This window comes from Aquimarina sp. BL5 (assembly GCF_003443675.1).
Classification (GTDB): Bacteria; Bacteroidota; Bacteroidia; order Flavobacteriales; family Flavobacteriaceae; genus Aquimarina.
In genome coordinates, this window is record NZ_CP031963.1 from 5285148 (window position 1) to 5311619 (window position 26472).

The window sequence follows — 26472 nt, forward strand, 5'->3', positions numbered from 1 at the left end:
GGTAATTTGGGATCTACCTGAACGAAATATACTGTTTAAATATTAAATTAATGTTAAAAAAGTAAATATTTTATCAACGTTTTTTCAAGAGTGGGTTAATTGAAATTATTCTTAATAGGTTTAAATTCAGTGTTTAAGGCTGTTTTAAGTGGATTTTGAAAAGGAAGTCAGAGCTAAGTGTTTTTAGGTCGATTCACCTGAAAATAAAAAATATATTACTCTTATTGTTTTATAGGATTCCTTTAAAAAAGGCTTATATTTGCACGCAATTAAATCTTAATTGCGATGACAGCACACGATTCCAAAATCCTTGGAGAAGGTCTTACCTATGACGACGTACTTTTAGTCCCAGCATTTTCTGAAGTGTTACCACGAGAAGTAAGTATTCAAACAAAATTCACTAGAAATATTACTATTAATGTTCCTATAGTTTCTGCAGCTATGGATACAGTTACAGAAAGTCGTATGGCTATTGCTATGGCGCAAGAAGGAGGTATAGGTGTGTTACATAAAAACATGACTATCCAGGAACAAGCTATGAAAGTGCGTAAGGTTAAAAGAGCGGAAAGCGGAATGATCATAGATCCAGTTACCTTGCCATTAGATGCAAAAGTTGCAGATGCAAAAAATAATATGCGAGAGCATAGCATCGGTGGAATACCAATTGTGGATAAAGATCATAAGCTACTGGGTATCGTTACCAATAGGGATTTACGTTTTGAAAAGAATAATGAAAGACCTATATCAGAAGTAATGACTAGTGAAAATCTGGTTACTGTTGGAGAAGGAACTTCATTGCAGGAAGCAGAAGTTATACTGCAAAATAATAAGATCGAAAAGTTGCCAGTAGTAAACGACGAAAATACACTAATAGGTTTAATTACATTTAGAGATATTACAAAACTTACATTGAAACCAAGTGCTAATAAAGATAGTTTAGGACGTCTTCGCGTCGCTGCAGCAATTGGTGTAACAGGAGATGCTGTAGATCGTGCAGAAGCTTTAGTAAAGGCAGGAGTAGATGCTGTAATTATTGATACAGCACATGGGCATACTAAAGGAGTTGTTACTGTTCTTAAAGAAGTGAAAAAGAAGTTTCCAAACTTGGATGTAGTAGTTGGTAATATTGCAACAGCAGAAGCGGCTAAGTATTTAGTAGAAGCTGGAGCTGATGCAGTAAAAGTAGGGATTGGACCAGGATCTATATGTACGACTAGAGTGGTTGCAGGAGTGGGGTTTCCTCAGTTTTCAGCTGTTTTAGAAGTTGCCTCAGCAATTAAAGGATCTGGTGTTCCAGTTATTGCAGATGGAGGAATCAGATATACCGGTGATATTCCAAAGGCAATTGCCGCAGGAGCAGATACCGTAATGTTAGGGTCTTTATTAGCAGGAACAAAGGAATCTCCAGGAGAAACCATCATCTATGAAGGTAGAAAATTTAAGTCCTATAGAGGAATGGGATCAGTAGAAGCAATGAAGCAAGGATCAAAAGATCGCTATTTTCAGGATGTAGAAGATGATATTAAAAAATTAGTTCCAGAAGGTATTGTAGGGCGTGTAGCGTATAAAGGAGAGCTTTATGAAAGTATTCATCAATTTGTTGGAGGATTACGCGCAGGAATGGGATATTGCGGATCTAAAGATATAGCAACACTTAAAGAAACCGGTCGATTTGTGAAAATTACAGCAAGTGGGATTAACGAGAGTCATCCTCATGATGTTACGATAACGAAAGAAGCACCGAATTATAGTAGGTAATTTATACGAAAAAAAGGATATAAGAAACGCTTCAAAATAATTGAAGCGTTTTTTTTTGTATGTTTATTAACCAAACAATAAATCATTTGAAAATTATAAGCTTTTTAAAATCATCTATTTCGTTGTCACTTTTGATAGTGGTGGTTTATGGTTGTAATACTGCCGAAGAATCGCTTTTAAATAAAGAAACAGCTCAAGGGGAATGGTTAATACAAGCCGCTCATTTAGATAATGGTTTTTACAGACCGATTACTCGTCAATTAACTTTTAAAGGAGATTCTGTGCATCTGAAAAATTTATCTTCAGAAAATAAAAATTCTTATAAATTAGAGTTTAGACAAGATTCTTTGGTATTTGATACACTTGTTTTTCCTATCCGAAGATATAGGGTAAATGGTGATAAACTTTATTTTGGAAAATGGTTAGCACATCGAGTTATACCTTCTGATCCGGTCGATATCTTTAGGTTTAAGGAGTTATTGTTATCCAGCTATTGGGAAAATGAAAAAGGGGTATTCCACTTCGAAAAAGATTATAAAGTTAAATACATGCCTAAAGATACTAATACTTATCTAAGACATTGTTTCGAATTAGTTTCTTATGAAGATAAAGTGTTTTTGCTTAAAAAAGGTAATCAATTAGCCTGCGATAGAGATTTTCAATTCATAGAACAGGTATTATCAGTTTCCGAAAATCAAATTGAAGTATTTGGTTTTGTTGATGGAGATTATAAGAAAATTACATATAATACGACTGCTAAGCCTCAGAAAAATATAGATCCAGTTTCTTTTCAGTTGTGCAACCCGTACATTAATAAAAATTATCCGGTAGACCGTTATTATGGAAAAGGAACCGAGTATAATGGAGGACTATATCACATTAGAAAAATATTTGCTAAAACCTATAAAGCTCCAGAAGATTCAGAAGAATCCGGAATATTTCAAGTTCGTTTTGTAGTTAATTGTGAAGGAAAAGCAGGGATGTTTGAAAAGCAGGCATTTGATTATGACTATAATCCAAAAGAGTTTTCGGACACTATTAGTAATCAGATTTTTGAAATAACAAAAAGTTTACAAGATTGGGTTCCAGGAAGAAATCAAAGAAACAATGAAGTTATAGACACCTATATTTACATAAGTTTTAGAATAAAAGATGGAAAAATCATTCGCATATATCCGTAATGTTCTCCTGTTTTTGATTCTTTGTTCCTGTCAAGAGACTCAGAATATTGAGTTAGAAAATCTAACAAAAGAAGAAAAGGCTTTAAAAACAAAAGAATTAGAGTATGAACGGAACTACTATTACCAGGCCAATACAATTCGTCAGGCGTATTTAGATACCTTACTTATGCTTAATCCAGATAATGAATCCTATCATAGAGAAAAGTCTATTGCACATAGTAAAATAGGAGACTATCATATTTCTTTCCCTTTGTTGCAGAGATCATTAGAATTAGACCCAGAAGAGGCTTTGTATTATACTTCTTGGTTAATGACAGATTTATATAAGGACTATGATAGAGCCATAGAATATCTCAATCAATATGATGATTACACACCAGGAAGAGTTGATTATGCTTGGGGTAATAATGTGAATTTCTTAAAAGGAGAGGTCTTGCAAGCATTAGGAAGACACGAAGAAGCCATTATAGAGTTTACAAAAGCTATAGATGAAGAAGGGAACGAGTATATTGATCCTTCCGCTTTTCCGTATAGAGGAATAAGCTACGTAGCTTTAAAAAAATATAAAGAAGCACTTGCCGATTTTGATTTAGGAATTAAGGTGTATGATAAATCTTCATTGTCCTATTATTATAAAGGAATCACATTATTAGAAATAGGTGATAAGGCTCAGGCTTTAGTATATATAGAAAAAGCTAAAGAGTTAGTATCTAAAGGGTATAAGAAATCGGATCCTTATAAAGAAGTGTATAATGAGATCTATTTGATGCAAATAGAAGATAAGCTCAAAGAACTACATGAAAAAAGCGCTTCAAAATAGTTTGAAACGCTTTTTTATATGCTTAAGTCTCTATTATTTATTGTACAGGAATACCTAGCTTAGTCATTACAGTTTTTGTAAGATCAAATTTTGGATCAATATAAGCTAATCCACTCGTTGTAATTGTTAATACCTGAGTATAACCTTCAGCTTTAGCTATTTCTTCTAATGCTGTACCTATTTTAGTATACAAAGGTTGTAAGAGTCTGTTTTGTTCTATCTGAACTAGTTGAGATCCATTCTGGCGAAATTTGGTGATATCATTCTCTAAAGCGATAATCTCTTCCTGCTTAGTTTTTTTCATAGGCTCTGTCATTGTCGCTACACTTTCTTGATACGCTTTTACTTTTGCTTGATAATCATCAACTTTTACTTTTAGATCACCTTCTAACTTAGTATTGTAAGCTTTTAAATCTTCTTGTACTTTAGTAAGTTCTGGCAATTTAGAAAGAATAAATTCGCTGTCGATTGTTCCTACCTTAGATTGCGCAATCGTTTGTGCACTAATGATCAATAATAAAATCGGAAATAGTATGTTCTTCATTGTGATTTTTTTTATTTTCTATTTAAAATTTTTGCAAATATATAAGGTCTAAGACAATATACGTGCCAAGAAAAATATTTTTTAAAAATCTATTCTTCATATAGCTGACCGCGATGAGGTTTTAAAGCATCTCTTATCATTTTCATTTCAGAATCTGCGACCACCATAAAAGCAATACTATGCATCTCGTTGATGTCTTGATATCCAGTGATATTCATAGATAATTTTTCTGAAATGATATATTCTTTAAGATGAATTTCGTGATGCTCTGCTGTTTTACTTGCTGCGGGACCTCTGAAATCCCAAATGAGTTTTAGTTTTCTTTCCAACGTGTATTATCAATTGCTTAGATATTAATAAAATGATATAAAAACACAAGATAAGGAGATTAGCAAAATTTTAAAAGGTATTTAATACTATATTACCATTATCATTCGTTACAAGAAAGAGCTTGCAAAACGCATTAATATTGTTATTTTTGTCCGATTGGGGACTTTATTAAAGAGAACTATGCACAAAAAATCTATTGTACTTTTTTTAGGAGTAATATTTTGCTCCCTGGTATACGGTCAACAAAAAGATCCTGTACTTCTAATGATTAATAATTCACCTGTCTATACATCAGAATTTAAGCGGGTGTATCTTAAGAATATTGATCTGGTAAAAGATGAATCTCAAAAGGATATCGATGAATATTTAGAACTTTTCATTAACTACAAACTAAAATTAGAGGAAGCTAAAGAACAAGGACTAGATAAAAAAGATTCATATGTTAAAGAACTTGAAGGATATAAAAAACAACTATCTTCAGGATATCTTACGGATACAAAAGCTTCGGATGCTTTGGTAAAAGAGGCGTATGACCGTTTGCAAGAAAGAGTAAATGCGAGTCATATTTTAGTTCAGGTTCAATCTAGTGCATCTCCTAAAGATACTTTAGTAGCATATCAGAAGATCACTGAAGCTAGAAATAAAATTGTTAGTGGAGCTGATTTTAAAGAAATAGCGGTTGAATATAGTCAAGATCCTTCTGTGAAAAAAAACGGAGGTGATTTAGGCTGGTTTTCAGCATTTAGAATGGTGTATCCTTTTGAGCAAGCCGCTTTTACAACAAAAGTAGGAGGGGTTTCGGAACCGTTTAAAACACGTTTTGGGTATCATATTGTAAAGGTTAATGATAAACAAAAAGCATTAGGAGAAGTTACCGTAGCTCATATAATGGTTGCTTTTAATAAAGAAAGAACTGAAACGGAAGCAGAAGAAAGAATTAAAGAGATTAGTTCGCAATTAAAACAAAAGGCTTCTTTTGAATCTTTAGCAAAACAATATAGTGACGATCGTAATACTGCTGTTAATGAAGGTAAAATAAATCGTTTTGGACAGGGAGCCTTAAATTCTGAGAATTTTGAGAAAGTTGCTTTTGCTTTACAATCACCTGGAGAAATTTCAGAACCGGTTAAAACGAAATATGGATGGCATATCATAAAGTTATTGGAAAAACATCCTCCTAAAACCTTTGAAGAACTAAAAGGAGAGCTTACTCAAAAAATAAAAAAAGATAGTAGATCTCAGTTAATTACGAAGTCATTTATAAATTCTCTTAAAGAAAAGTATGCTTTAAAAAGAAATGAAGAAGCGATAACATATTTCAAAAAGATTGTGCCAGCTACTATTTTCAAAGAAAAATGGGAAATTCCGTCCAATGATCCACTGATGGAGAAAACTATGTTTTCTATTGATGATCAAAGTTATTTGTATAAAGATTTCGCCAAGTTTATAGAAGAGAGAGGCGCGGGTAAAAGCAGAATTTCGGATGTGTCTGTTTATGTGGATATGATGTATGATGAATACGAATCTGCTCAGTTGCTTCAATATTATGAAGAGCATCTAGAAGAAGATAATCAGGATTTTGCTAATGTGATTTCCGAATATAGAGATGGATTGTTGTTATTTGATCTAATGGAGTCTAAAATATGGAACGCAGCAAAGACAGATTCTGTTGGACTCAAAAAGTTCTATGAATCCAGAAAGGAAATATATCTTCAAGAAGAAACATATAAGGTTATAAAAGCATCTGCTTCTAATCAAGCATTAATAGAAAAAGTAAAAATTCTTTTTGAAAAAGGAAAATCTATAGAAGAAATAAAAAAAGAAGTGAATACTTCAGATACAGATAAAGTACTTTTCTCTCAGGAGGAGATAATTAAGGGTGAAAACGCGACTGCTAATGATTTTTCTGGAGAGAAAGGACAAATTGTTAGTGTTAATGAGAATGACTATATAACTCTTATAAAAGTAGAAGAGATAATACCTTCTAGAATTAAAACTTTTGAAGAAACTAAAGGTAAGGTGATTAATGATTTTCAAGAAGATCTTGAGAAAAAATGGTTAAGTGAACTTAGAAAGAAATATTCTGTAGAGTTAAACAAAAAGACCCTGAAAAAAATTAAAAAAGACCTATCCATATAAATGCGATATCTCTCAATCATATTGCTGTTTCTTTTATTTATTTCTTGCGGAAATATAAATCGTCAGGCGAATAGAGAAGTAGTAGCAAGAGTAAACGAAACATATCTTTATAAAGACGATATTAAAAACTTAGTACCAGATCGTACCGCAAAGGAGGATAGTATTAATATAATAAACAACTACATTAATATTTGGGCAACAAGACAGTTGTTTATAGATCAGTCTAAACGTAACTTAAACGAAACAGAACTTCAGGAATTTGATAAGCTTGTAGAAGACTATAAGAGTACGCTATATATTAATGCATATAAAGATGCTGTGATCAATAAATCTATTAATATGGAGATTACAGAGGAAGATATGAGTTCCTATTATTCAGAAAATTTGGAAAATTTTAATCTTAATGAAGAATTAGTAAAGTTACGTTACTTACATTTGCCACCTGATTATAATAATATTGTTGCAACGCAAACACGTTTTAATCGTTTTAAAGAAGAGGATGAAGAAGATTTGCTGACAAAAAAGTTAGAATTTGTTACATTTTCCTTTGGCGATTCTATCTGGGTTCAATTTGATCAGGTATTAAATAAGATACCAGTGCTTAAGACTCAGGATAGAAATAAGGTGTTGAAAAAAGGTAAATATGTGCAATTGCGCGATTCTTTGGGAGTATACATGATTAAGATTGAAGAAGTGCTCAAGAAAAACGAAACAGCACCTTTAACATATATAAAACCAACGATACGACAGATTATATTAAATAAGAGGAAGCGAGAGCTTATAAAAAAATTAGAAAAGGATATTACGAAAGATGCTATTAAAAACAAACAATTTGAAATCTATAATTAAGAATGCTACTTGTCTTGTCGCATTATTGCTATTTGGAGCAGGTGCTCAGATATACGCTCAGGAAATCATTGAAGATGTAAAGAAGGAAGTAGAGAAAAAAGAGGATTCTGTAAAGCCGTCTGAAAGAATTAAGATAGACGGTGTTGCTGCGGTTATAGGGGAATATGTAATATTGGATAGCGACGTTACGATTGCATATCAGCAATTGATAAGTGAAGGAGTTTCTGCATCTGATGTTAGCCGTTGTGAATTGGCAGGAAGTTTATTCGAGAATAAGCTATATGCGCATCACGCGGTTCAGGACAGTGTTCTTGTTACGGAGGCTGAGGTTAATTCTATGGTTGATCAACAACTAAGTTATATGACAAGAGAACTTGGAACGATAGATAAAGTACTGAAATTCTATAGAAAAGAGAGTGAAGAAGATTTTAGAAAAGAACTTTTCGAAATTAATAAAGGAAATAGATTGGCAGAACAAATGCGTTCTAAAATAGTAGAAGACGTTGAGATTACACCAGAAGAAGTAAGAGAATTTTTTGATGAAATTCCAGAAGATGAAAGACCGCTTTTTGGTACAGAACTAGAACTGGCGCAGATTGTAATAGATCCTAAAATACCTGAAGAAGAAGAACAGAAAGTAATTGATAGACTAAAACAGTTTAGAACAGATATTGTAGAGAATGGAAGTAGCTTTGCTACAAAAGCAGTGTTATATTCTCAGGATCCTGGATCTAAATCAAAAGGAGGGAAATATACACTGAACCGTCAGACACCGTTTGCTAAAGAATTTAAGGATGTAGCATTTAGTTTGCAGGTAGGAGAAGTTAGTGAGCCTTTTAAAACTGATTTTGGATGGCATATTATTCAATTGGATAAGGTTAGAGGAGAAGAAATTGATGTAAGACATATTCTTTTAGTTCCAGATGTGACAAGAGAAAGCGTAGAAGTAGCTCAAAAACTTGTAGATTCTGTGCGTACAGAAATAGTTAATGGAACCATAGGTTTCAAGGATGCTGCACGAAAGTTCAGTAACGAAAAGGAAACGAAAGAAGATGGAGGACAATTATTAAATCCAACAACGGGAGATACACGTTTTGAACTTACCAAAATTGATCCTATATTGTACGATCAAGTATCGAAATTGAAAACTAATGAAGTTTCATTAGTGATCCCTGATCAAGACCGTCAAGGCCGTAAAAAGTTTAAATTAATTACGGTGCTAAATCGTTTTGATGAGCATATTGCAGATTATTCTAAAGACTATTTGAAAATACAAGAACTGGCTCTTAGAAAAAAACAAATTGAAGCAATACGTGCGTGGCAGGAAGAAAAAATTAATGATACCTACATAAAAATTAATGGAGAGTACAGAGACTGTGAATTTAGCGGTAACTGGTTAAAAAAAGAAAAATAATATGTCTGACGTTGCAGCAGTAGAAAAACTGGTAAGCAAACATACCGAACTAAAAAAAGAAATTGCTAAAATAATCATAGGTCAGGAAGAAGTAATCGATCAGATACTAATTTCTGTATTTTCTGGAGGTCATGCTTTACTCATAGGAGTTCCTGGACTGGCAAAAACCTTAATGGTGAATACTATCGCTAAGGCTTTGGGATTGGATTTTAAAAGGATTCAGTTTACACCAGATTTAATGCCAAGTGATATTTTAGGAAGTGAAATCTTAGACGAGTCTAGACATTTTAAATTTATAAAAGGACCTGTATTTTCTAATATTATTCTGGCGGATGAGATTAACAGAACTCCACCAAAAACTCAAGCAGCCTTGTTAGAAGCAATGCAGGAACGATCAGTAACTGTAGCAGGACATAATTATAAATTAGATCTACCTTATTTCGTTTTGGCAACACAAAACCCTATTGAGCAAGAAGGAACATATCCTTTACCAGAAGCACAACTAGATAGGTTTATGTTTGCAATAGAATTAAAATACCCTAGTTTCCAGGAAGAAGTAGAAGTCGTAAAAAGTACTACGGGAGATACTTCTGCAACTATTAATCCTTTGTTTACAGCGCAGGAGATAATTGATTTCCAGCATGTAATTCGTCGTATTCCGGTAGCTGATAATGTTGTAGAGTATGCAGTATCGATGGTTTCTAAAACGAGACCGAATGGAGAATCAGCAACGGATTTAGTTAAAAGTTATATCGATTGGGGTGCAGGACCGAGAGCTTCTCAGAATTTAATTTTAGCAGCAAAAGCGAACGCAGCTATTAAAGGAAAGTTTTCTCCGGATATAGAAGATGTGCAAGCAGTTGCGATGGGGATACTACGCCATCGTATGATCAAAAACTACAAAGCAGAAGCAGAAGGAGTAAGTATTGAGGATATCATTCAAAGTTTATTTTAAAGGTTACTTTTAGCAAAAATAGTTGAAGAATAGAATGTGTAAAATTATCTTTTTATCATTATTTTTCTGTATAAATATTGTTGCTCAAGAGGATTTTAATACTGCAGAATGTACATTATATGGAGATGTTATTTCTAGAACTTCTGCACATAAACATCTTCGTGAGGGTCAACCTACATTATTGATAACAGGAATAACAACAGAGAAAAGAGCAGTTTATATTGCAAAATCTTATCAAGTTTTTTCCAGTAAATTAAACAGTAATTTGATAGATAGTGCCTTAGCCAAAGAGTTGAGACAAAATTTTATAGTTCCTCTTAGCGCTACTGAAAAAAAATATCATTTTAGGTTTAAAGAAATTGATGGGTGTTTTCTTCCAAAGTGTATTGTTATGGATAGTATAAAAAGCTATAATAATGTAATGAAAGATTTTTTAACCAAGAAATATGGGAATTCTTGGAAGAGAAATGAATTCAATTTCAAGTTTTAAGAGCTTAGATTATTTTTTCTAAAAAAAAATAAAAGCCCATTTAAGTAGGAAATGGGCTTTGTGCAATTAAAAACAATTGAATCTTACGAGGAATGGATACTTGGGGAAAACCATTACCAGATATCTTCAATTTTAAAGCGCGAAAATAAAATATAAAGGGGAAATAACCCCTCTTTTAACATTTCTTTAGTTCTCTTTTAAGGGTTTGTAAAGAAATAACTTAGTGTAACTAGAAATCTTTAATTTTTGGCTATTTAATACCAACTATCCGCAACACTATTCTAAGGTATACTAATGTTTTTATCTAAGTTTTTTATAAGTTTTCTTTATCCTAATTAAACCTTTTTGAGTGTTCTTAGTCTTAGTACTGAACGTTCATTAAAATATAGTTGAATAATTAAGAAAAATAGATAGATGAAAAATAGTATAACTTACATAATGATTTTGTTTTTGGGAATTTTGACAATGTCGGCCCAATCAGAAGATGTAGCAGATAGAAAAGAGGGTCGTCGACAAAAAAAAGAATTAAGAAAAGAGTTTAATGAAAGTTTGTCTGAAGATCAAAAAGCACAATTAGAATATCAAAGACAGTTGCGCACGGAACATAGGAAAACTTTGGAAGCAACATACACTGATGAACAATTAGCAATTGTACGGAATGAAGATCTTTCGAGAAGAGGAAAGCATAAAACACTAAAATCAACCCTAAGTGATGATCAGAAAGAAATGAAAAAATCACATAAAGAGGCTATGAAGACTGAGAAGAATAAATTCGAATCATCTCTTAGCGAGGAACAATTAAAAAAATACGGAGAGATAAAGAAGAAAAAAAGAAAGAAAGGTTCCAATTCTGAGAAAGAATAGAAAAGGGATTATTAAATGTAGTTTACGGTGCGTTTAAAAAGTGAAGCTGGTAAAGCTTCACTTTTTTTTAGTTTCTAGGTCAGAAATGACTGTTTTTTGTGTGATAACTTAACAAATTACTATAACGTTTTCGTAATTCTAAAAGATGAGAGTTAAAATATTAGATATTTTTTTATACGATTACCATTTTAATAGTTCTATAATTGACGATTTCTACAAATAAATATGATATTTTTTTCAAAAATGTAAAAAAGGGTTATTAAGGTCATTCATTTAATAAAATCCTTTAAAATTCGTATTTTCGTCAGACTTTTCAATATGTGTTATAAAACAATATTGCTCTCGATATCGATATAATAAAGAGGTATGAGTCTAAGTTGCAGAAACACAAAATACTGTTTCTCAGTTAAGAATATACCTTTACTATTATGTATAGAAAATTATAGTGATTTTTTTGAGAAATTTAAGGCAAATAAGAATGTTGAAAAGATGTAAGGACTACCATAATTTCACTACAGAATATATAGCTTGTCATTATATAGCAGTATAAATATAATAGGGCTTTTTCTATTATTGACAAGGAGGAGAAAGTTATCGTTTTCCAAACATTTATATTAAACCAGGAAAGAATTCTATTACGTACTATGAACACTTACAATGATTACATCAGGGAGATCGAAGAAAGGAAATCCCTTGGGTTACACCCTAAGCCAATCGATGGAGCTGAGTTATTAAGCGAAATTATTTCGCAAATTAAGGATAACGATAATGCACATCGTGATGACTCCCTTAACTTTTTTATCTATAATGTTTTACCAGGAACCACAAGTGCTGCTGGTGTAAAAGCTCAGTTTTTAAAAGAAATTATTTTAGGTAAAGAAGTAGTTAAAGAAATTACTCCTGCTTTTGCTTTTGAGCAATTATCTCATATGAAAGGTGGACCTTCTGTAGAAGTATTGTTAGATTTAGCTTTGGGTGATGATACTGCTATAGCTAATGAAGCAGCTAAAGTATTAAAAACACAGGTTTTCTTGTACGAGGCAGATACAGAACAATTAGAAAAAGCTTTTAAAGCAGGTAATACTATTGCTAAAGAATTAATAGAGAGTTATGCTCAAGCAGAGTTTTTTACAAAGTTACCAGACGTAGAAGAAGAAATAGAGATTGTAACTTTTGTTGCAGGTATAGGTGATATTTCTACAGATTTATTATCTCCGGGAGCGGATGCGCATTCTAGATCAGATCGTGAATTGCACGGTCAGTGTATGTTTGAGCACAATAAGGATATGCAAAATGAATTATTGGCTTTAAAACAACAACATCCTGATAAACGAGTGATGTTAGTTGCTGATAAAGGAACTATGGGAGTAGGCTCTTCTAGAATGTCTGGTGTAAATAATGTTGCGTTATGGACAGGTATTCCTTCTAGCCCATATGTACCATTTATTAACATAGCGCCAGTAATTGCTGGTACCAATGGTATTGCACCAATATTCTTAACAACTGTTGGAGTAACTGGTGGTATTGGTATTGATTTAAAAAATTGGGTAAAGCAAAAAGATGCTGAAGGAAATACAATTGTAGATGAAGAAGGAGAAGCAATCTTAAAAGAAGCCTATTCTGTAGCTACAGGTACAGTTCTTACAATAAATACAAAAACAAAGAAATTATATAAAGGAGACAAAGAGTTAAAAGATATCTCAACTGCTTTAACACCACCAAAAATGGAGTTTATTAAGGCAGGAGGTTCTTATGCTGTTGTTTTCGGTAAGAAATTACAAACATTTGCTTGTAAAGTTTTAGGAATTGACGTTCCTCAAGTGTATGCTGCTTCCAAAGAAGTTTCTGTGGAAGGACAAGGTCTAACTGCTGTTGAGAAAATTTTCAATAGAAATGCAGTAGGAACAACACCTGGTAAAACATTACATGCAGGTTCGAATGTTAGAGTCGAAGTTAACATTGTAGGTTCTCAAGATACTACAGGTTTAATGACTTCTCAAGAATTAGAGAATATGGCTGCTACAGTAATCTCTCCAATTGTTGATGCTGGTTATCAATCAGGATGTCATACAGCTTCAGTTTGGGATGACAAGTCTAAAGCTAATATTCCAAGATTAATGAAGTTTATGAATGACTTCGGATTAGTTACTGCGCGTCATCCTGAAGGGAAATATCACGCAATGACTGATGTAATTCATAAGGTATTAAATGATATAGCAGTTGATGATTGGGATGTTATCATAGGTGGAGATTCGCATACACGTATGGCAAAAGGAGTTGCCTTTGGAGCGGATTCAGGAACAGTTGCTTTAGCATTAGCTACAGGAGAGGCTACAATGCCAATTCCAGAGTCTGTAAAGGTTACTTTTAAAGGAGAAATGAAATCTTATATGGATTTCCGTGATGTTGTTCACGCGACTCAAGAGCAGATGTTAAATCAGTTTGAAGGTGAAAATGTTTTCCAAGGAAAAATTATAGAAGTGCATATTGGTACATTAACTTCTGATCAAGCATTTACATTTACAGATTGGACTGCAGAAATGAAAGCAAAAGCATCTATCTGTATTTCTGAAGATGATACTTTAATCGAATCCTTAGAAATCTCTAGAGATCGTATTCAAATTATGATTGATAAAGGGATGGATAATCCGAAACAAGATCTTAAAGGGTTAGTTGATAAAGCAAATAACCGTATCACGGAAATTAAAACAGGAACTAAATCGGCATTAAAGCCAGATTCAGATGCTAAGTATTATGCTGAAGTTGTTATTGATCTAGATAAGATTGTAGAACCAATGATAGCTGATCCAGATGTAAATAATGAAGATGTATCTAAGCGTTATACGCACGATAATATTCAACCATTATCTTTTTATGGAGGAACAAAGAAGGTAGATTTAGGTTTCATAGGATCTTGTATGATCCATAAAGGAGATATGAAAATTTTAGCTCAAATGTTAAAGAACATTGAAGCTCAGCAGGGTGAAGTTAAGTTTAATGCTCCCTTAGTTGTAGCGCCTCCTACATATAATATCGTAGATGAGTTAAAAGCAGAAGGTGATTGGGATGTTTTAGTGAAATATTCTGGTTTTGAGTTTGATGATAGTGCACCAAAAGGTTTAGCACGTACCAAGTATGAGAATATGTTATACTTAGAACGTCCTGGATGTAACTTATGTATGGGTAACCAGGAAAAAGCGGAACCAGGAGATACGGTGATGGCTACTTCTACGCGTCTATTCCAAGGAAGAGTTGTTAGAGATGCCGATGGCAAAAAAGGAGAATCTTTGTTGTCTTCTACACCAGTAGTGGTTTTATCTACTATTTTAGGTAGAACACCAACCATGGAAGAATATGAAGCTGCTGTTGATGGTATTGTATTAACTAAGTTTAAACCTTCTCAGAAACAGTTGGTTATGTAATTAAAGATATATAATAGTTTAAAAGCCTTAATACGAGTTGTATTAAGGCTTTTTTGTTTTAGCTAAAGATGTTTTTGATATATGAAATAAATTTTTTGATGAAAATAGACAGTTTGGGGGATCAAGTTTAAAATTGATTGCTTACAATCGGCGGTATGGGTAAGTTGTTTTTAGTCTGTATAATGTTTATTTTTAAGCTTATAGAATATTTTTTATAATCATTCTATATTCTCGATACTCTTTTCGTAGTCATTCGATATTTCGTATCTTGGAATACTTAAAAAAAGAATAACGAAAATACATAAAACACAACTATATGGCATTCGATATCGATATGATAAAAAAGGTGTATGCTCAGGTTGCAGAAAGAGTAGATGCTGCTCGCGAAGTAACAGGAAAACCTTTAACATTAGCAGAGAAAATTTTGTACTCACATCTTTGGGATAGTAAAAGTAAAAAAGCATTTACAAGGGGTAAGGATTATGTTGATTTTGCACCAGACAGAATCGCTTGTCAGGATGCAACTGCTCAGATGGCATTATTACAATTTATGCAAGCTGGAAAAAAGAAAGTTGCAGTTCCAACTACAGTACATTGTGATCACTTGATTCAGGCCAAAGTTGGCGCTGATAAAGATTTACAATCAGCTATGAATACTAGTAGTGAAGTATTTAATTTCTTAGAATCGGTATCTGATAAGTACGGTATTGGTTTTTGGAAACCTGGAGCTGGAATTATTCATCAGGTAGTATTAGAAAATTATGCATTTCCGGGAGGTATGATGATTGGTACTGATTCTCATACGGTAAATGCGGGAGGCTTAGGAATGGTAGCAATTGGTGTTGGTGGAGCTGATGCTGTGGATGTAATGGCCGGAATGCCTTGGGAATTAAAATTCCCTAAATTGATTGGTGTTAAACTGACTGGTAAATTATCTGGCTGGACAGCACCAAAAGATGTGATTCTAAAAGTAGCGGAAATTCTTACTGTAAAAGGTGGAACCGATGCAATTGTAGAATATTTTGGTCCAGGAGCAACTTCAATGTCTTGCACCGGAAAAGGAACTATTTGCAATATGGGAGCCGAAATCGGTGCTACAACATCTACATTTGGGTATGATGAATCCATGGAGCGTTATTTACGAGCTACAGAAAGAGCTGAAGTAGCAGATGCTGCTAATAAAGTAAAAGAACATTTAACTGCAGATCCAGAAGTATATGCAAATCCTGAGCAATATTTTGATCAGGTTATAGAAATTAATCTGTCAGAATTGGGACCATTATTAAATGGGCCATTTACACCAGATTTATCTACTGAGGTTGGTACGAGTATGACAGAAAAAGCAAAAGCGAATGATTGGCCATTACAGGTAGAATGGGGACTTATAGGTTCTTGTACCAATTCTTCTTATGAAGATTTATCACGTGCTTCTTCTATTGCGCAACAAGCATTGGATAAAGGTCTAAAAATGAAATCCGAGTTAGGAATTAATCCTGGTTCTGAACAAGTAAGATACACAGCAGAAAGAGATGGTATTCTTGGAATATTCGAAAAATTAGATGCCAAGATATTTACTAATGCTTGTGGACCTTGTATCGGACAATGGGCAAGATATAGTGATCCCAAAAATGCACCTAAAAATAGTATCGTTCATTCTTTTAATAGAAACTTTGCTAAGCGAGCAGATGGAAATCCAAATACACATGCTTTTGTAGCCTCTCCAGAATTAACCGCTGCCATTGCAGTTTCTGGGCGACTAGATTTTAACCCACTTACGGATAAATTGATTAATGAAGAAGGACAAGAAGTAATGTTTGATGAGCCAACTGGATGGGAGTTACCTCCTAAAGGTTTCGAAGTAGAGGATGCAGGATACTTAGCGCCGGTAGAAGATGGTAGTGGAGTACAAGTTAATGTAAGCCCAACTTCAGAAAGGCTTCAGTTATTAACTCCTTTTGAGCCAATAGGTGATGAGATTAAAGGGGCAAAGCTGTTAATCAAAGCTTTCGGAAAATGTACTACAGATCATATTTCTATGGCGGGGCCTTGGTTACGCTACAGAGGACATTTAGATAATATATCCAATAACTGCTTAATAGGAGCAGTGAATGCCTTTGGGAAAAAGACAAATTTTGTTAAAAATCAATTAGACGGAGAATTTGGTGGTGTACCAGATACTGCAAGAGCTTACAAAGCTGCTGGTGTTCCTACAATAGTAGTTGGGGATCACAATTATGGAGAAGGTTCTTCTAGAGAGCACGCGGCAATGGAGCCAAGACATTTAGGTGTTGTTGCGGTAATTGTAAAATCTTTTGCTCGTATCCATGAAACTAACCTTAAAAAACAAGGTATGTTAGGATTAACGTTTGCGAATGAAGCGGATTATGATAAAATTCAGGAAGATGATACTATCAATTTCTTAGATTTAAACGCCTTTACACCTGGAAAAACGTTGAACATCGAATTTGTTCACGCTGACGGTTCTAAAGATGTGATTGAAGTAAATCATACGTATAACGATTCTCAAATCGAATGGTTCAAAGAAGGTTCTGCTTTGAATCTAATTAAAAAGCAAAACGCTTAATTTTAGAATATATATTATATAAAACTCTCGAAGATGATTCTTCGGGAGTTTTTGTTTTATAAAGATGGGTAATTTTGTAGTTTCGCGTATATGGTACGCCAAAATATTAAAGTAGCGGTAGATGCAGTGGTCTTTGGATACAAGGATAAAGCATTGCATGTGCTTTTAATAAAAAGAGATATAGAGCCTTTTAAAGATTCGTGGGCCTTACCAGGTGGTTTGGTATTAGAAAATGAAAGTTTGGAAAATGCTGTAGAACGAGAACTTAAAGAAGAGACTAACGTTACTGTAGATTATTTAGAGCAGTTATATTCTTTTGGTAAACCCGGTCGAGATCCAAGAAATAGAGTAGTGAGTATTACCTATTTTGGTTTAGTAAAACCAGAACATCATACTATAAAAGCAGATACCGATGCTAATGATGTAGCTTGGTTCGATATCAATGAACTCCCAGAGTTAGCGTTTGATCATGCTACGATACTAGATGTAGCCAAGAAAAGATTACGAAATAAATTGACTTACGAACCAATAGGTTTCGATTTATTAGCAGATAAGTTTCTTTTCTCTGACTTAGAGAAATTATATATGACGATTCTCGATAAACAAATCGACCGAAGAAACTTTAGAAAGAAAATTTTGAGCTTCGGTATTTTAGAGGAGTTAAAAGAAAAAATTTCTGAAGGAAGAGGAAGACCAGCAAATCTTTTCAAATTCAATCATAAACAATACTTCAAACTTAAAGAAGAAGGTTTTCTTTTCGATATAAAGTAATAATGGATAAGAAAATTTACGTCAGTCAGAGTGATTTTCGATAGAAAATTGTATCGAAGACAAGTGAATTTTTTGTTTATGAAAGCTTCTCGATACGATTTTTTTACAAAAAAATCACTCGAAGTGACGCCGTTTTATTTTAAATTCTTGTCCACTATTCAGGTTCGTTAATACCAAATAATCATAGTCAAAAATAGAGGTTTCTTCCCTTACGAGAGAAGGTGGATCTCATAAAATAATTTTGTTTTATGAAAGACAGAAGGGAGGAGTAATTCTGTCAATTCGAATTTTTTTAAATGTTTATTGTATTTTTTACGCAAAATATTTTGTCAATATATTGATCTGTTTTATATTTGCGTAAAAATAACACAATTATGCAGTATTTACATTTAGATCAGTCATTTACTCCATTCGATAAATCAATTGAGTTTACTTCGTTTGTTTTTAATGGTGGTGAGCCACATATCAAAATCTCTGAAAAATCCATAGGTAATGAAGTAACAATTACACATAGATTGAATTCATTTAATGATGTTGGTTTATTGTTAGTGGCCACAGATGCGTTGCGTAGAATGGATGTGAAATTAATTAATGTTTTGATTCCGTATTTTCCTGCTGCAAGACAGGATAGAGTTATGGTTAGTGGAGAATCACTAAGTGTAAAAGTATATGCGGATATTATAAATACGCAAAACTATAACCAGGTGATGGTTTTTGACCCACATTCTGAAGTAACTCCGGCGTTGTTGAATAATGTAAAAGTGATTGAGAACTATGAGTATGTAAAACAATGTTTGTATGAAATTAAGGAGGATGTGGTATTGATATCTCCAGATGGAGGAGCATTAAAAAAGATTTATAAAGTATCTGAGTATTTAGGAGGAATAGAAGTTGTAGAATGTTCTAAGAAAAGAGATGTAAAAACAGGGAAACTATCTGGATTTAGAGTATACGAAGATGATCTTAAAGGAAAACACTGTGTAATTGTTGATGATATCTGTGATGGAGGAGGAACATTTTTAGGATTGGCAACAGCATTAAAAGAAAAAAATGCAGGAAAGCTAAGCTTGGTAGTTAGTCACGGAATTTTTAGCAAAGGCTTTGAGAAATTAAACAAGTCATTTGATACTGTTTTTACTACCAATTCTTTTAGAGATATAGAAGAGGAGAAAGTAGTGCAGTTTTCAGTTATATAGCTAAACATTAAATACTGTTATTCTAACGCAGGCTGGAATCTAAGATTTTAAAATATAAAACCATGAAAGTAATAACAGCACCAACAAAAATAGAACTAGATAAAAATCTAAGTGTTTTTCTAGCAGGTAGTATCGAAGTAGGTGTTGCAGAAAGATGGCAGGATATCGTAATAAGTGAGTTTTCAGAAGAAGATATTACGATTTTAAATCCCAGAAGAGCAAGTTGGGATGCTAGTTGGAAACAAAAAATAGACAACCCCATTTTTAAGGAACAAGTAAACTGGGAACTAGAAGCGTTAGAAAAGTCTGATGTGATCATAATGTACTTTGATAATAATACCAAGTCACCAATTACGCTTTTAGAATTAGGGTTATTTGCTAGAAGTGGAAAACTAATCGTTTGTTGTCCAGACGGATTCTGGAGGAAAGGAAATGTAGCTATTGTCTGTGAGCGATATGAAGTAAAACAAGTAGATAGTTTAGAAGAATTGATCAATGAAGTAAAGAAGAAAGTGAAATGAAAAGTTTATTAGAACAAATAAAAGGAGGAGTATTTGGAGTAGCCGTTGGTGATGCATTAGGAGTACCATATGAGTTCTTGGATAGAGATCAAATGGATAAAAGACCAGCTCGAGATATGATTGGATATGGTACACATAATCAACCAGAAGGAACTTGGTCTGATGATAGCTCACTAACTTTTTGCCTGATGGATAGTTTGTGTAACGGGTACGATTTAAATGATATAGCTTCAAAATTTGCAGCTTGGTTTTATGAAAATTTTTGGACACCAAGAGGTTTTGTTTTTGATATTGGTATAACAACTAAAAATGCAATCTATCAATATAAAAGAGGAATGACACCGGATTTATGTGGAGGATTGGATGAATATTCTAATGGGAATGGTTCTCTGATGCGGATATTACCACTGGTATATTTTCTAAAAGATGAAAGTAATATTAATACAAGGTATGATATTATTAAAAGAGTTTCATCTATTACACACGGGCATTTGAGATCTGTTTTTTCTTGTTTTATTTATGTAGAATATACCTTATTGCTTCTAAATGGCAGGGATAAATTTGAAGCCTATGAAGCTATTAAAAAGCCAATATTAGATTTTGCTATTGAAAACGATTTTAATCCAAAAGAAATTACTTTGTTTTCCAGAATTTTAGAAGAAGATATCTCGAAACAAGATAGATTTAATATCAAAGGAACTGGATACGTATTGAGAACTTTAGAAGCCTCATTTTGGTGTTTACTTAATTCAGAATCTTATGAAGAAGCTGCACTGAAAGCAGTGAATCTAGGTGAAGATACGGATACTACAGCTGCAGTAACAGGTGGCTTGGCAGGATTGTATTATGGATATAATACAATTCCTGAAACTTGGAAACTCCAGTTAGCAAGGTTTGAAGATATAGATGATTTGATAGAAAGATTTAATGAAAGTTTAATTTAATTATACGTCTGTTCGAGTGTTTTGTAGTAATGGAATGAATACAAAATGTATCGAGAACGAGGCAATTGAAGAATAAAAGAAATAATGAAATACACATTACAACATATACAGGAACAATTCAATAAAGGAAAAAGTTTAAAATACTTATTCTTCTGGGGCCATATGCCTAATAAGGATGGAAGTATTGGTAAAAGTTGTTTTAGTCAATGGTGGAATCAACCCTTCGAAGTAGAAGGAGTTGTTTATAAAACGGCAGAACATTGGATGATGGCTGAAAAAGCCAGATTGTTTGAAGACATTGAAATTTTAAAAGAGATTATTGATTGCAATCAACCAATGGAAGCAAAACAACTAGGTAGAAAGGTTAGAAACTTTGATCCTAAGGTATGGGATGCTCATAAGTACGAAATTGTAAAACAAGGAAACTATCATAAGTTTTCACAGCACGAAGAACAGAAACAGTTTTTATTGAATACCAAGAAAAGAATTATTGTAGAAGCGAGTCCAAGAGATCGCATATGGGGAATCGGGATGGGACAAGCAAATGAAAAAGCTCAAAATCCCAACTTATGGAGAGGAAAAAACTTATTAGGTTTTGCCCTGATGGAAGTAAGAGATATGCTGAGTCCATAAAAGGTTTTTTAAAAGGACATTAAAATGAAATTAGAGTTAACAAATTATAAAGAACAAGAACAAGTCTGGCCACAACATGGATATCATATTATGGCTCAGTATGATGATCAGAAAATAGTGGTATATCAATCATACAGACCAGCAATTGGAAATTTTGCAGTTGAAAATCAATTTTTCGGAGGTCCATTTAGTTTAGAAAGAATGACTTGGATTAAGCCTAATTTTCTTTGGATGATGTATCGTAATGGATGGGGAACGAAAGAAGGACAAGAAGTTGTGTTAGCTATACATCTAAAGCGAGAGGCTTTCGAAAGTTACCTAAGTAACGCGGTGTACTCTTCATTTAAACCTGAATTATATTCATCTTATGAAGCTTGGCAAGAGGATGTTACTAATTCTGATGTTAGACTACAATGGGATCCTGATCACGATCCTTATGGAGTAAAGCTAGAAAGAAGAGCAATTCAGATTGGATTAAGAAAAGAGTATATAAAATCATATGCGTCCGAAGATATATTGGAGATAGAGGATATTTCACAATTTGTAAAAGAACAATATGAACTAGTACAATCTAATAATTTGGAAGAATTGGTAACACCTTTTGAAAAACCATTGATTTTTGGAAATGAGAAGTTGAATACATATTTGAAGTTAAAATAATAGTAGGAAGATAAAAATGGAGCAGGAAATAAGAGCAGATTATGATAGAGATACGATTACGGTATATCAGGCCTATGGTAAATCCATTGCAGTGTCTGCTATCAAAAATAATAAGTTCGAATCACCTTTTTCTTTTAACCGAATGACTTGGATCAAACCATCGTATTTATGGTTAATGGAACGAAGTAATTGGGGAACAAAATCCAATCAGGAGTATATCCTTGGAATAAAAATAAAGAAAGTTAGTTGGGAAAAAGCCCTGTCAATTGGAGTGTTAACAGATCCCGATAAAACTATTTATAAAAGTGGTGCTTTATGGGATAAGGAATTCCGAAATGCAAAAGTTCATATTCAATGGGATCCAGAAAGAACATTGAAAGGAACTAAGATGCAAATTAGATCCATTCAGGTGGGTATTGGTAGAGATTTAATAAAAGAGTATAATGAAGAATGGATACAGGAAATAAACGATTTAACTCCGTTAACCAAGAAAATTCGATTATTACTAAAAGAAGGGAAATATAAGGAAGCTAAAAGATTAGTGCCTGGAGAAAAAATATATGAAGTTCCTGATGATACAAAACGAAGAATAGGAATTAGATAACTAGATAAAGAATAAAGATGAAACTAAAAGTACTCCAATCTGATATTACCGCTATAAAAGTAGACGCTATTGTCAATGCCGCCAATACTTCTTTGTTAGGTGGAGGAGGAGTTGATGGTGCGATTCATCGAAAAGGTGGTTCTGAAATTTTAGAAGCTTGTAGAAAGATTAGAGCTACCCAAGGTAAATGTAATCCAGGTGAAGCGGTGATTACTATTGCAGGAAATCTTTCTGCTAAATATGTAATTCACACCGTTGGACCTGTATGGAATACTGGAGGAAAAATAAAAGAAGAGCTATTGAGAAGTTGTTATGTCAATTCATTGCAATTAGCGATGGATAATGGAGCGAGAACAATTGCTTTTCCCAACATCAGTACAGGGATTTATAAGTTCCCTAAAGAGCTAGCAGCCAAAATTGCTATTGAAACAGTTAAGGATTTTAAATCAGATGAAATAGAAGAGGTGATTTTTGTTTGCTTTGATGAAGAGAATTATAAGCTATATGATAAATTGTTAAGGATATGAAAGAGATAAAATATGCAACATTATTCGGAGGATCTGGTAAGAATCGAGAAAGTAAAGAATATAAAGAGACCCTATTAATAGGTTCCTTATTAGCCGGAAAAGGATATGTAGTTAAAAATGGAGGATATGGTGGAATGATGGAAGCAGTTTCTAAAGGGATTACCGATGCAGGAGGAAAAGCAGTAGGAGTTACTTGTAAACAAGTAGGCTCAGTAAAAGGGAATGATTTTCTAAAGGAAACTGTTGTAACCGAAACGTTATATCAAAGACTTGAAATACTAATTGATAAAACAGATCTTTTTATTGTTCAAAAAGGAGGCATAGGAACACTATCAGAAGTATTTTTGACATTAGATATTATTCGAAAAGATTCATCCGAGAATAGGCCTAAACTATTCTTTATAGGTGATTTTTGGAATGAAATCATTGAATCCTTAAAAATAAATATCATACCAGAATATGAACACGATTTATTTATAGTGCTTTCGGATTATGAAGAATTAAAAAAAATAATGAATAGAACTTTTTAATGAAGTTAGAATGTCATGCTGAGCCTGTCGAAGTAAATGCAAGATGAATGGGGCTTTGACAAGCTCAGACTGACATAAATAAATATAAAATGAATACAAAGAATAAAAACATAAGTAAATTTTTAAGCCTTATTCTAAGGCACAATCCAGGAAAAATAGGATTAAAATTAGACGAAAATGGTTGGGCAGATGTAGAAGAGTTGATAACCAAAGCAAATACACATCGTAATCAACTAAATATAGAAACTTTAAAAGAAGTTGTAGCTACTAATGACAAAAAGCGTTTTGCGTTTAATGAAGACGAAACGAAAATCAGAGCGAATCAAGGGCATTCTATACAAGTGGATTTGGAGTATACACCCGTACAGCCTCCAGAATTTTTGTATCATGGAACGGTAGGGAAATTTAGAGAAGATATACGAAGAAAGGGCTTGCTAAAAATGAGTAGACATCATGTACATCTTAGCGAAGAACTAGAAACAGCAATGAAGGTAGGTTCCAGAAGAGGAGTACCGATTATACTAACGGTTCGATCGGGAGATATGCATCGCGATGGTATCGAATTTTATCAATCCGATAATGGTGTTTGGCTAACGGACTCGGTTGCAACGGAATATATTGAGTTTAAGACAAAATAATTGACTAGACCTCACAGGTTTCAAAAACCTGTGAGGTCTTAAAATTATAAGCTATGAGAACACTAGTAATTGGAGATATTCACGGAGGTTACAAGGCATTGCTACAGGTTTTGAAAAGAGCAGAACTAACGACAGAAGACAAGTTAATTTTCTTAGGAGATTATGTTGATGGATGGAGTGAATCTGCAGAAACCATTCAGAAATTAATAGATCTTTCGGTATCCAATGAATGTATTTTTATTAGAGGGAATCACGATTTATGGTGTGGTTTATGGCTGGATAAAGGAGCTACCAATCCTGTTTGGTTAGCTCATGGAGGAAAAGAAACAATAAACAGTTATATCCAATCAGGTTTATTAGCCGATAATTCGCATAAACAGTTTTTTAAGGATTTACAGAATTATTATATAGACACAGAAAATAGGCTTTTCTTACACGCAGGATTTACTTCGATGCATGGTGTCGGTAAAGAAGAATACGAATCTAATTATTATTGGGATAGAACGTTATGGGAAGCAGCCTTACTAGCCGATAAAGTAGAAGAAAAAACGTTAGAAGATATGCTTACTTCTCCCAAGCGATTTAATCATTATAAAGAAATTTATATTGGACATACACCTACTACTGATTATAAAATAGAAACACCAATAAAAGCATATAACCTATTGAATATCGATACGGGAGCAGCTTTTACAGGAAAACTTACCATATTAGATATTGATAGCAAAGAATTTTGGCAAAGTGATCCATTAACTTCTTTGTATCCTAATGAAAAAGGCCGAAATTAACACCTTCGATTTTAACTGGAAACAGGGTGTTTTTTGTTAGAAATAGTATCGATTTTTATCTTCTAAAATTTTATAAATGATTGTTGTCAATTTTCCGTTAAGGTATACAACCAAAAGTAGCGTTAAAGCTGTTTTTCTTTTAGGGTGCTTTATTTTTTTATTTAATACTGTAAATTCTCAAAATATGGATGACTTTATTGAGTATGATTCCTTTGTTATTATTGAAAAACCTCAGAAAACTTATAAGGGTTTTTATAAAGATGGTAAACCGTATAACGGATATTTCTCAAAAGGAAATGATGAATTTCCAAGAGTGGATTATTATGAGAATGGAGAAACAAAATTTCAATATTCTTTGGATATTTATCAAATGACTTTAGGAATGGAATCTTCTGAAATAGATGGATTTCAAGAGGAAGAAGGAGAAGCAATGAATGAAGAAGATTATAATGAGTATATCAAGAATAAGTATAAGCCCAAATTGAATATTAAATCTGTTTATCAGAATGGTAAAATAACAGACGGATATGAGTATATGGAATTGGATTCAGGAATAATTTCTAAAAAAATTGAGAAAGAAAAAACGACAGCATTGCATATTGATGCATTTGCAATGCATTATTATCAGAGGACTTCTTTGGTTCTAGTTTCTGATACACTTATTATTGGATCTCCAACAATAGCAGCAGCCGGAGAAAGTATAGAAATACGATTGTTTAATGATAACCAGACTTGGATCACTAACTATCACATAGAAGGAGAGAAAATAGGTGCTAACTATTATAAAGAAGGAGAAATCAAAAGTTTACCAGCTGATTGCACATTGTTTACATATGACCAAAATAATGTTACATATAATTTTGGAAGAGGCGGTTTTAAAAAATACTCAGGCAAGTTAGATCTGATAGATATACAAAAAATGTATTTTGAGAAACCAGAGATTTTCGCAAATAAGAATATGCAATCTTTTTTTGATGAGTTTATTAAGGCTTTCACTGTAGAAATCCAAAAAGAAGATAGACAACGCCTACAAGAACCTGAGATTTTCAGAGGATATATTATTACGGGAGAGAAAGGCGAGATAATAAAAGGTATACGTTTCTTTGAGAAAGAGACCGACTCTTATTATGAAGAATATAAAAATGGAAAAAAAATTAAAAAAGAAAAGATAGATCTTATTAATTTTCAGAAAACATTCAAAGAGTATTTAGAAAGTACTCGAAACGACTAGAAAATATAGGTATTCAACAGAAATCGGATTAAATATTTTCTAGTTTTCAAAATAAAAACTATATTTGCGTATAATTAAC

The 26472-nt window shown here is 33.0% G+C and carries 25 protein-coding genes; 23 read left to right on the top strand and 2 right to left on the bottom strand.

What is annotated here, in order from left to right:
* Window positions 1-285: 285 nt before the first annotated feature.
* From guaB to D1818_RS22260, 3 genes are all read left to right on the top strand, one after another.
* On the top strand, window positions 286-1758 hold the full coding sequence (gene guaB / locus D1818_RS22250) for an IMP dehydrogenase (RefSeq protein WP_118461977.1): 1473 nt from the start codon (window positions 286-288) through the stop codon (window positions 1756-1758).
* 86 nt (window positions 1759-1844) lie between these two features.
* Window positions 1845-2939 (top strand): hypothetical protein, encoded by a 1095-nt coding sequence (locus D1818_RS22255; protein ID WP_147406107.1) that lies wholly within the window; start codon window positions 1845-1847, stop codon window positions 2937-2939.
* Window positions 2911-3759, top strand: coding sequence for a tetratricopeptide repeat protein (locus D1818_RS22260; RefSeq protein WP_118461982.1), 849 nt, complete (start codon window positions 2911-2913; stop codon window positions 3757-3759). Before D1818_RS22255 ends, D1818_RS22260 begins: the two co-directional genes overlap by 29 nt.
* 37 nt (window positions 3760-3796) lie before the next feature.
* Here D1818_RS22260 and D1818_RS22265 read toward each other — a convergent pair whose 3' ends face one another.
* A complete protein-coding gene (locus D1818_RS22265) occupies window positions 3797-4303 on the bottom strand; it encodes an OmpH family outer membrane protein (protein WP_118461984.1) in 507 nt (168 codons plus the stop codon).
* 89 nt (window positions 4304-4392) lie between these two features.
* The gene (locus D1818_RS22270) at window positions 4393-4632 is read right to left on the bottom strand and encodes a hypothetical protein (protein WP_118461986.1); all 240 of its coding nucleotides are present in this window, start codon (window positions 4630-4632) and stop codon (window positions 4393-4395) included.
* Between the two features lie 265 nt (window positions 4633-4897).
* On the opposite strand from D1818_RS22270, the gene D1818_RS22275 reads away from it, so the two are divergent.
* The 20 genes from D1818_RS22275 to D1818_RS22370 all read left to right on the top strand — a co-directional run bounded on the left by D1818_RS22275 (window position 4898) and on the right by D1818_RS22370 (window position 26393).
* Window positions 4898-6772 carry a peptidylprolyl isomerase gene (locus D1818_RS22275; protein WP_162897300.1) on the top strand — a complete coding sequence of 625 codons (1875 nt, stop codon included), beginning with the start codon at window positions 4898-4900 and terminating at the stop codon, window positions 6770-6772.
* On the top strand, window positions 6773-7621 hold the full coding sequence (locus D1818_RS22280) for a peptidyl-prolyl cis-trans isomerase (RefSeq protein WP_118461990.1): 849 nt from the start codon (window positions 6773-6775) through the stop codon (window positions 7619-7621).
* The gene (locus tag D1818_RS22285; protein WP_370449367.1) at window positions 7605-9035 is read left to right on the top strand and encodes a peptidylprolyl isomerase; all 1431 of its coding nucleotides are present in this window, start codon (window positions 7605-7607) and stop codon (window positions 9033-9035) included. The genes D1818_RS22280 and D1818_RS22285 overlap by 17 nt, the downstream gene beginning before the upstream one ends.
* Window position 9036: 1 nt before the next feature.
* On the top strand, window positions 9037-9990 hold the full coding sequence (locus D1818_RS22290) for a MoxR family ATPase (protein ID WP_118461994.1): 954 nt from the start codon (window positions 9037-9039) through the stop codon (window positions 9988-9990).
* 34 nt (window positions 9991-10024) lie between these two features.
* A complete protein-coding gene (locus D1818_RS22295) occupies window positions 10025-10480 on the top strand; it encodes a hypothetical protein (protein WP_118461996.1) in 456 nt (151 codons plus the stop codon).
* 414 nt (window positions 10481-10894) lie between these two features.
* A complete protein-coding gene (locus D1818_RS22300) occupies window positions 10895-11344 on the top strand; it encodes a hypothetical protein (RefSeq protein WP_118461998.1) in 450 nt (149 codons plus the stop codon).
* A gap of 644 nt (window positions 11345-11988) precedes the next feature.
* Window positions 11989-14766, top strand: a complete 2778-nt coding sequence (locus tag D1818_RS22305; protein WP_118462000.1) for a bifunctional aconitate hydratase 2/2-methylisocitrate dehydratase — start codon at window positions 11989-11991, stop codon at window positions 14764-14766.
* Between the two features lie 316 nt (window positions 14767-15082).
* Window positions 15083-17350, top strand: a complete 2268-nt coding sequence (locus D1818_RS22310; protein ID WP_118462002.1) for an aconitate hydratase — start codon at window positions 15083-15085, stop codon at window positions 17348-17350.
* A 90-nt stretch (window positions 17351-17440) separates the two neighbouring features.
* Entirely contained in the window at window positions 17441-18121 is a 681-nt protein-coding gene (locus tag D1818_RS22315) for an NUDIX domain-containing protein (protein WP_118462004.1), read from the top strand.
* Window positions 18122-18495: 374 nt separating this feature from the next.
* The gene (gene prs, locus D1818_RS22320; RefSeq protein ID WP_118462006.1) at window positions 18496-19317 is read left to right on the top strand and encodes a ribose-phosphate diphosphokinase; all 822 of its coding nucleotides are present in this window, start codon (window positions 18496-18498) and stop codon (window positions 19315-19317) included.
* Window positions 19318-19379: 62 nt separating this feature from the next.
* Window positions 19380-19838: a nucleoside 2-deoxyribosyltransferase domain-containing protein gene (locus D1818_RS22325; RefSeq protein ID WP_118462009.1), complete on the top strand. Its 459-nt coding sequence runs from the start codon at window positions 19380-19382 to the stop codon at window positions 19836-19838.
* Complete coding sequence (locus D1818_RS22330) at window positions 19835-20782, top strand: ADP-ribosylglycohydrolase family protein (RefSeq protein WP_118462011.1); 948 nt, start codon at window positions 19835-19837, stop codon at window positions 20780-20782. Before D1818_RS22325 ends, D1818_RS22330 begins: the two co-directional genes overlap by 4 nt.
* 84 nt (window positions 20783-20866) lie before the next feature.
* A complete protein-coding gene (locus D1818_RS22335) occupies window positions 20867-21415 on the top strand; it encodes an NADAR family protein (RefSeq protein ID WP_118462013.1) in 549 nt (182 codons plus the stop codon).
* A 24-nt stretch (window positions 21416-21439) separates the two neighbouring features.
* A complete protein-coding gene (locus tag D1818_RS22340) occupies window positions 21440-22075 on the top strand; it encodes a DUF4291 domain-containing protein (protein WP_118462016.1) in 636 nt (211 codons plus the stop codon).
* Between the two features lie 16 nt (window positions 22076-22091).
* Window positions 22092-22679 (top strand): DUF4291 domain-containing protein, encoded by a 588-nt coding sequence (locus D1818_RS22345; protein ID WP_118462018.1) that lies wholly within the window; start codon window positions 22092-22094, stop codon window positions 22677-22679.
* 17 nt (window positions 22680-22696) lie between these two features.
* Window positions 22697-23206 (top strand): O-acetyl-ADP-ribose deacetylase, encoded by a 510-nt coding sequence (locus D1818_RS22350; protein ID WP_118462020.1) that lies wholly within the window; start codon window positions 22697-22699, stop codon window positions 23204-23206.
* Window positions 23203-23736, top strand: a complete 534-nt coding sequence (locus tag D1818_RS22355; protein WP_118462023.1) for an LOG family protein — start codon at window positions 23203-23205, stop codon at window positions 23734-23736. Before D1818_RS22350 ends, D1818_RS22355 begins: the two co-directional genes overlap by 4 nt.
* A gap of 89 nt (window positions 23737-23825) precedes the next feature.
* On the top strand, window positions 23826-24374 hold the full coding sequence (locus D1818_RS22360) for an RNA 2'-phosphotransferase (RefSeq protein ID WP_118462025.1): 549 nt from the start codon (window positions 23826-23828) through the stop codon (window positions 24372-24374).
* 53 nt (window positions 24375-24427) lie between these two features.
* A complete protein-coding gene (locus tag D1818_RS22365) occupies window positions 24428-25162 on the top strand; it encodes a metallophosphoesterase family protein (protein ID WP_118462027.1) in 735 nt (244 codons plus the stop codon).
* 184 nt (window positions 25163-25346) lie between these two features.
* A complete protein-coding gene (locus D1818_RS22370) occupies window positions 25347-26393 on the top strand; it encodes a hypothetical protein (RefSeq protein ID WP_147406106.1) in 1047 nt (348 codons plus the stop codon).
* The last annotated feature ends 79 nt before the right edge of the window (window positions 26394-26472 follow it).

Coding starts and splice junctions, on each gene's coding strand:
- guaB (WP_118461977.1), top strand. CDS start 286: ATGACAGCACACGATTCCAAAATCCTTGGAGAAGGTCTTACCTATGAC.
- D1818_RS22260 (WP_118461982.1), top strand. CDS start 2,911: ATGGAAAAATCATTCGCATATATCCGTAATGTTCTCCTGTTTTTGATT.
- D1818_RS22265 (WP_118461984.1), bottom strand. CDS start 4,303: ATGAAGAACATACTATTTCCGATTTTATTATTGATCATTAGTGCACAA.
- D1818_RS22275 (WP_162897300.1), top strand. CDS start 4,898: ATGATTAATAATTCACCTGTCTATACATCAGAATTTAAGCGGGTGTAT.
- D1818_RS22280 (WP_118461990.1), top strand. CDS start 6,773: ATGCGATATCTCTCAATCATATTGCTGTTTCTTTTATTTATTTCTTGC.
- D1818_RS22290 (WP_118461994.1), top strand. CDS start 9,037: ATGTCTGACGTTGCAGCAGTAGAAAAACTGGTAAGCAAACATACCGAA.
- D1818_RS22295 (WP_118461996.1), top strand. CDS start 10,025: ATGTGTAAAATTATCTTTTTATCATTATTTTTCTGTATAAATATTGTT.
- D1818_RS22300 (WP_118461998.1), top strand. CDS start 10,895: ATGAAAAATAGTATAACTTACATAATGATTTTGTTTTTGGGAATTTTG.
- D1818_RS22305 (WP_118462000.1), top strand. CDS start 11,989: ATGAACACTTACAATGATTACATCAGGGAGATCGAAGAAAGGAAATCC.
- D1818_RS22310 (WP_118462002.1), top strand. CDS start 15,083: ATGGCATTCGATATCGATATGATAAAAAAGGTGTATGCTCAGGTTGCA.
- D1818_RS22315 (WP_118462004.1), top strand. CDS start 17,441: ATGGTACGCCAAAATATTAAAGTAGCGGTAGATGCAGTGGTCTTTGGA.
- prs (WP_118462006.1), top strand. CDS start 18,496: ATGCAGTATTTACATTTAGATCAGTCATTTACTCCATTCGATAAATCA.
- D1818_RS22325 (WP_118462009.1), top strand. CDS start 19,380: ATGAAAGTAATAACAGCACCAACAAAAATAGAACTAGATAAAAATCTA.
- D1818_RS22330 (WP_118462011.1), top strand. CDS start 19,835: ATGAAAAGTTTATTAGAACAAATAAAAGGAGGAGTATTTGGAGTAGCC.
- D1818_RS22335 (WP_118462013.1), top strand. CDS start 20,867: ATGAAATACACATTACAACATATACAGGAACAATTCAATAAAGGAAAA.
- D1818_RS22340 (WP_118462016.1), top strand. CDS start 21,440: ATGAAATTAGAGTTAACAAATTATAAAGAACAAGAACAAGTCTGGCCA.
- D1818_RS22345 (WP_118462018.1), top strand. CDS start 22,092: ATGGAGCAGGAAATAAGAGCAGATTATGATAGAGATACGATTACGGTA.
- D1818_RS22350 (WP_118462020.1), top strand. CDS start 22,697: ATGAAACTAAAAGTACTCCAATCTGATATTACCGCTATAAAAGTAGAC.
- D1818_RS22355 (WP_118462023.1), top strand. CDS start 23,203: ATGAAAGAGATAAAATATGCAACATTATTCGGAGGATCTGGTAAGAAT.
- D1818_RS22360 (WP_118462025.1), top strand. CDS start 23,826: ATGAATACAAAGAATAAAAACATAAGTAAATTTTTAAGCCTTATTCTA.
- D1818_RS22365 (WP_118462027.1), top strand. CDS start 24,428: ATGAGAACACTAGTAATTGGAGATATTCACGGAGGTTACAAGGCATTG.
- D1818_RS22370 (WP_147406106.1), top strand. CDS start 25,347: ATGGATGACTTTATTGAGTATGATTCCTTTGTTATTATTGAAAAACCT.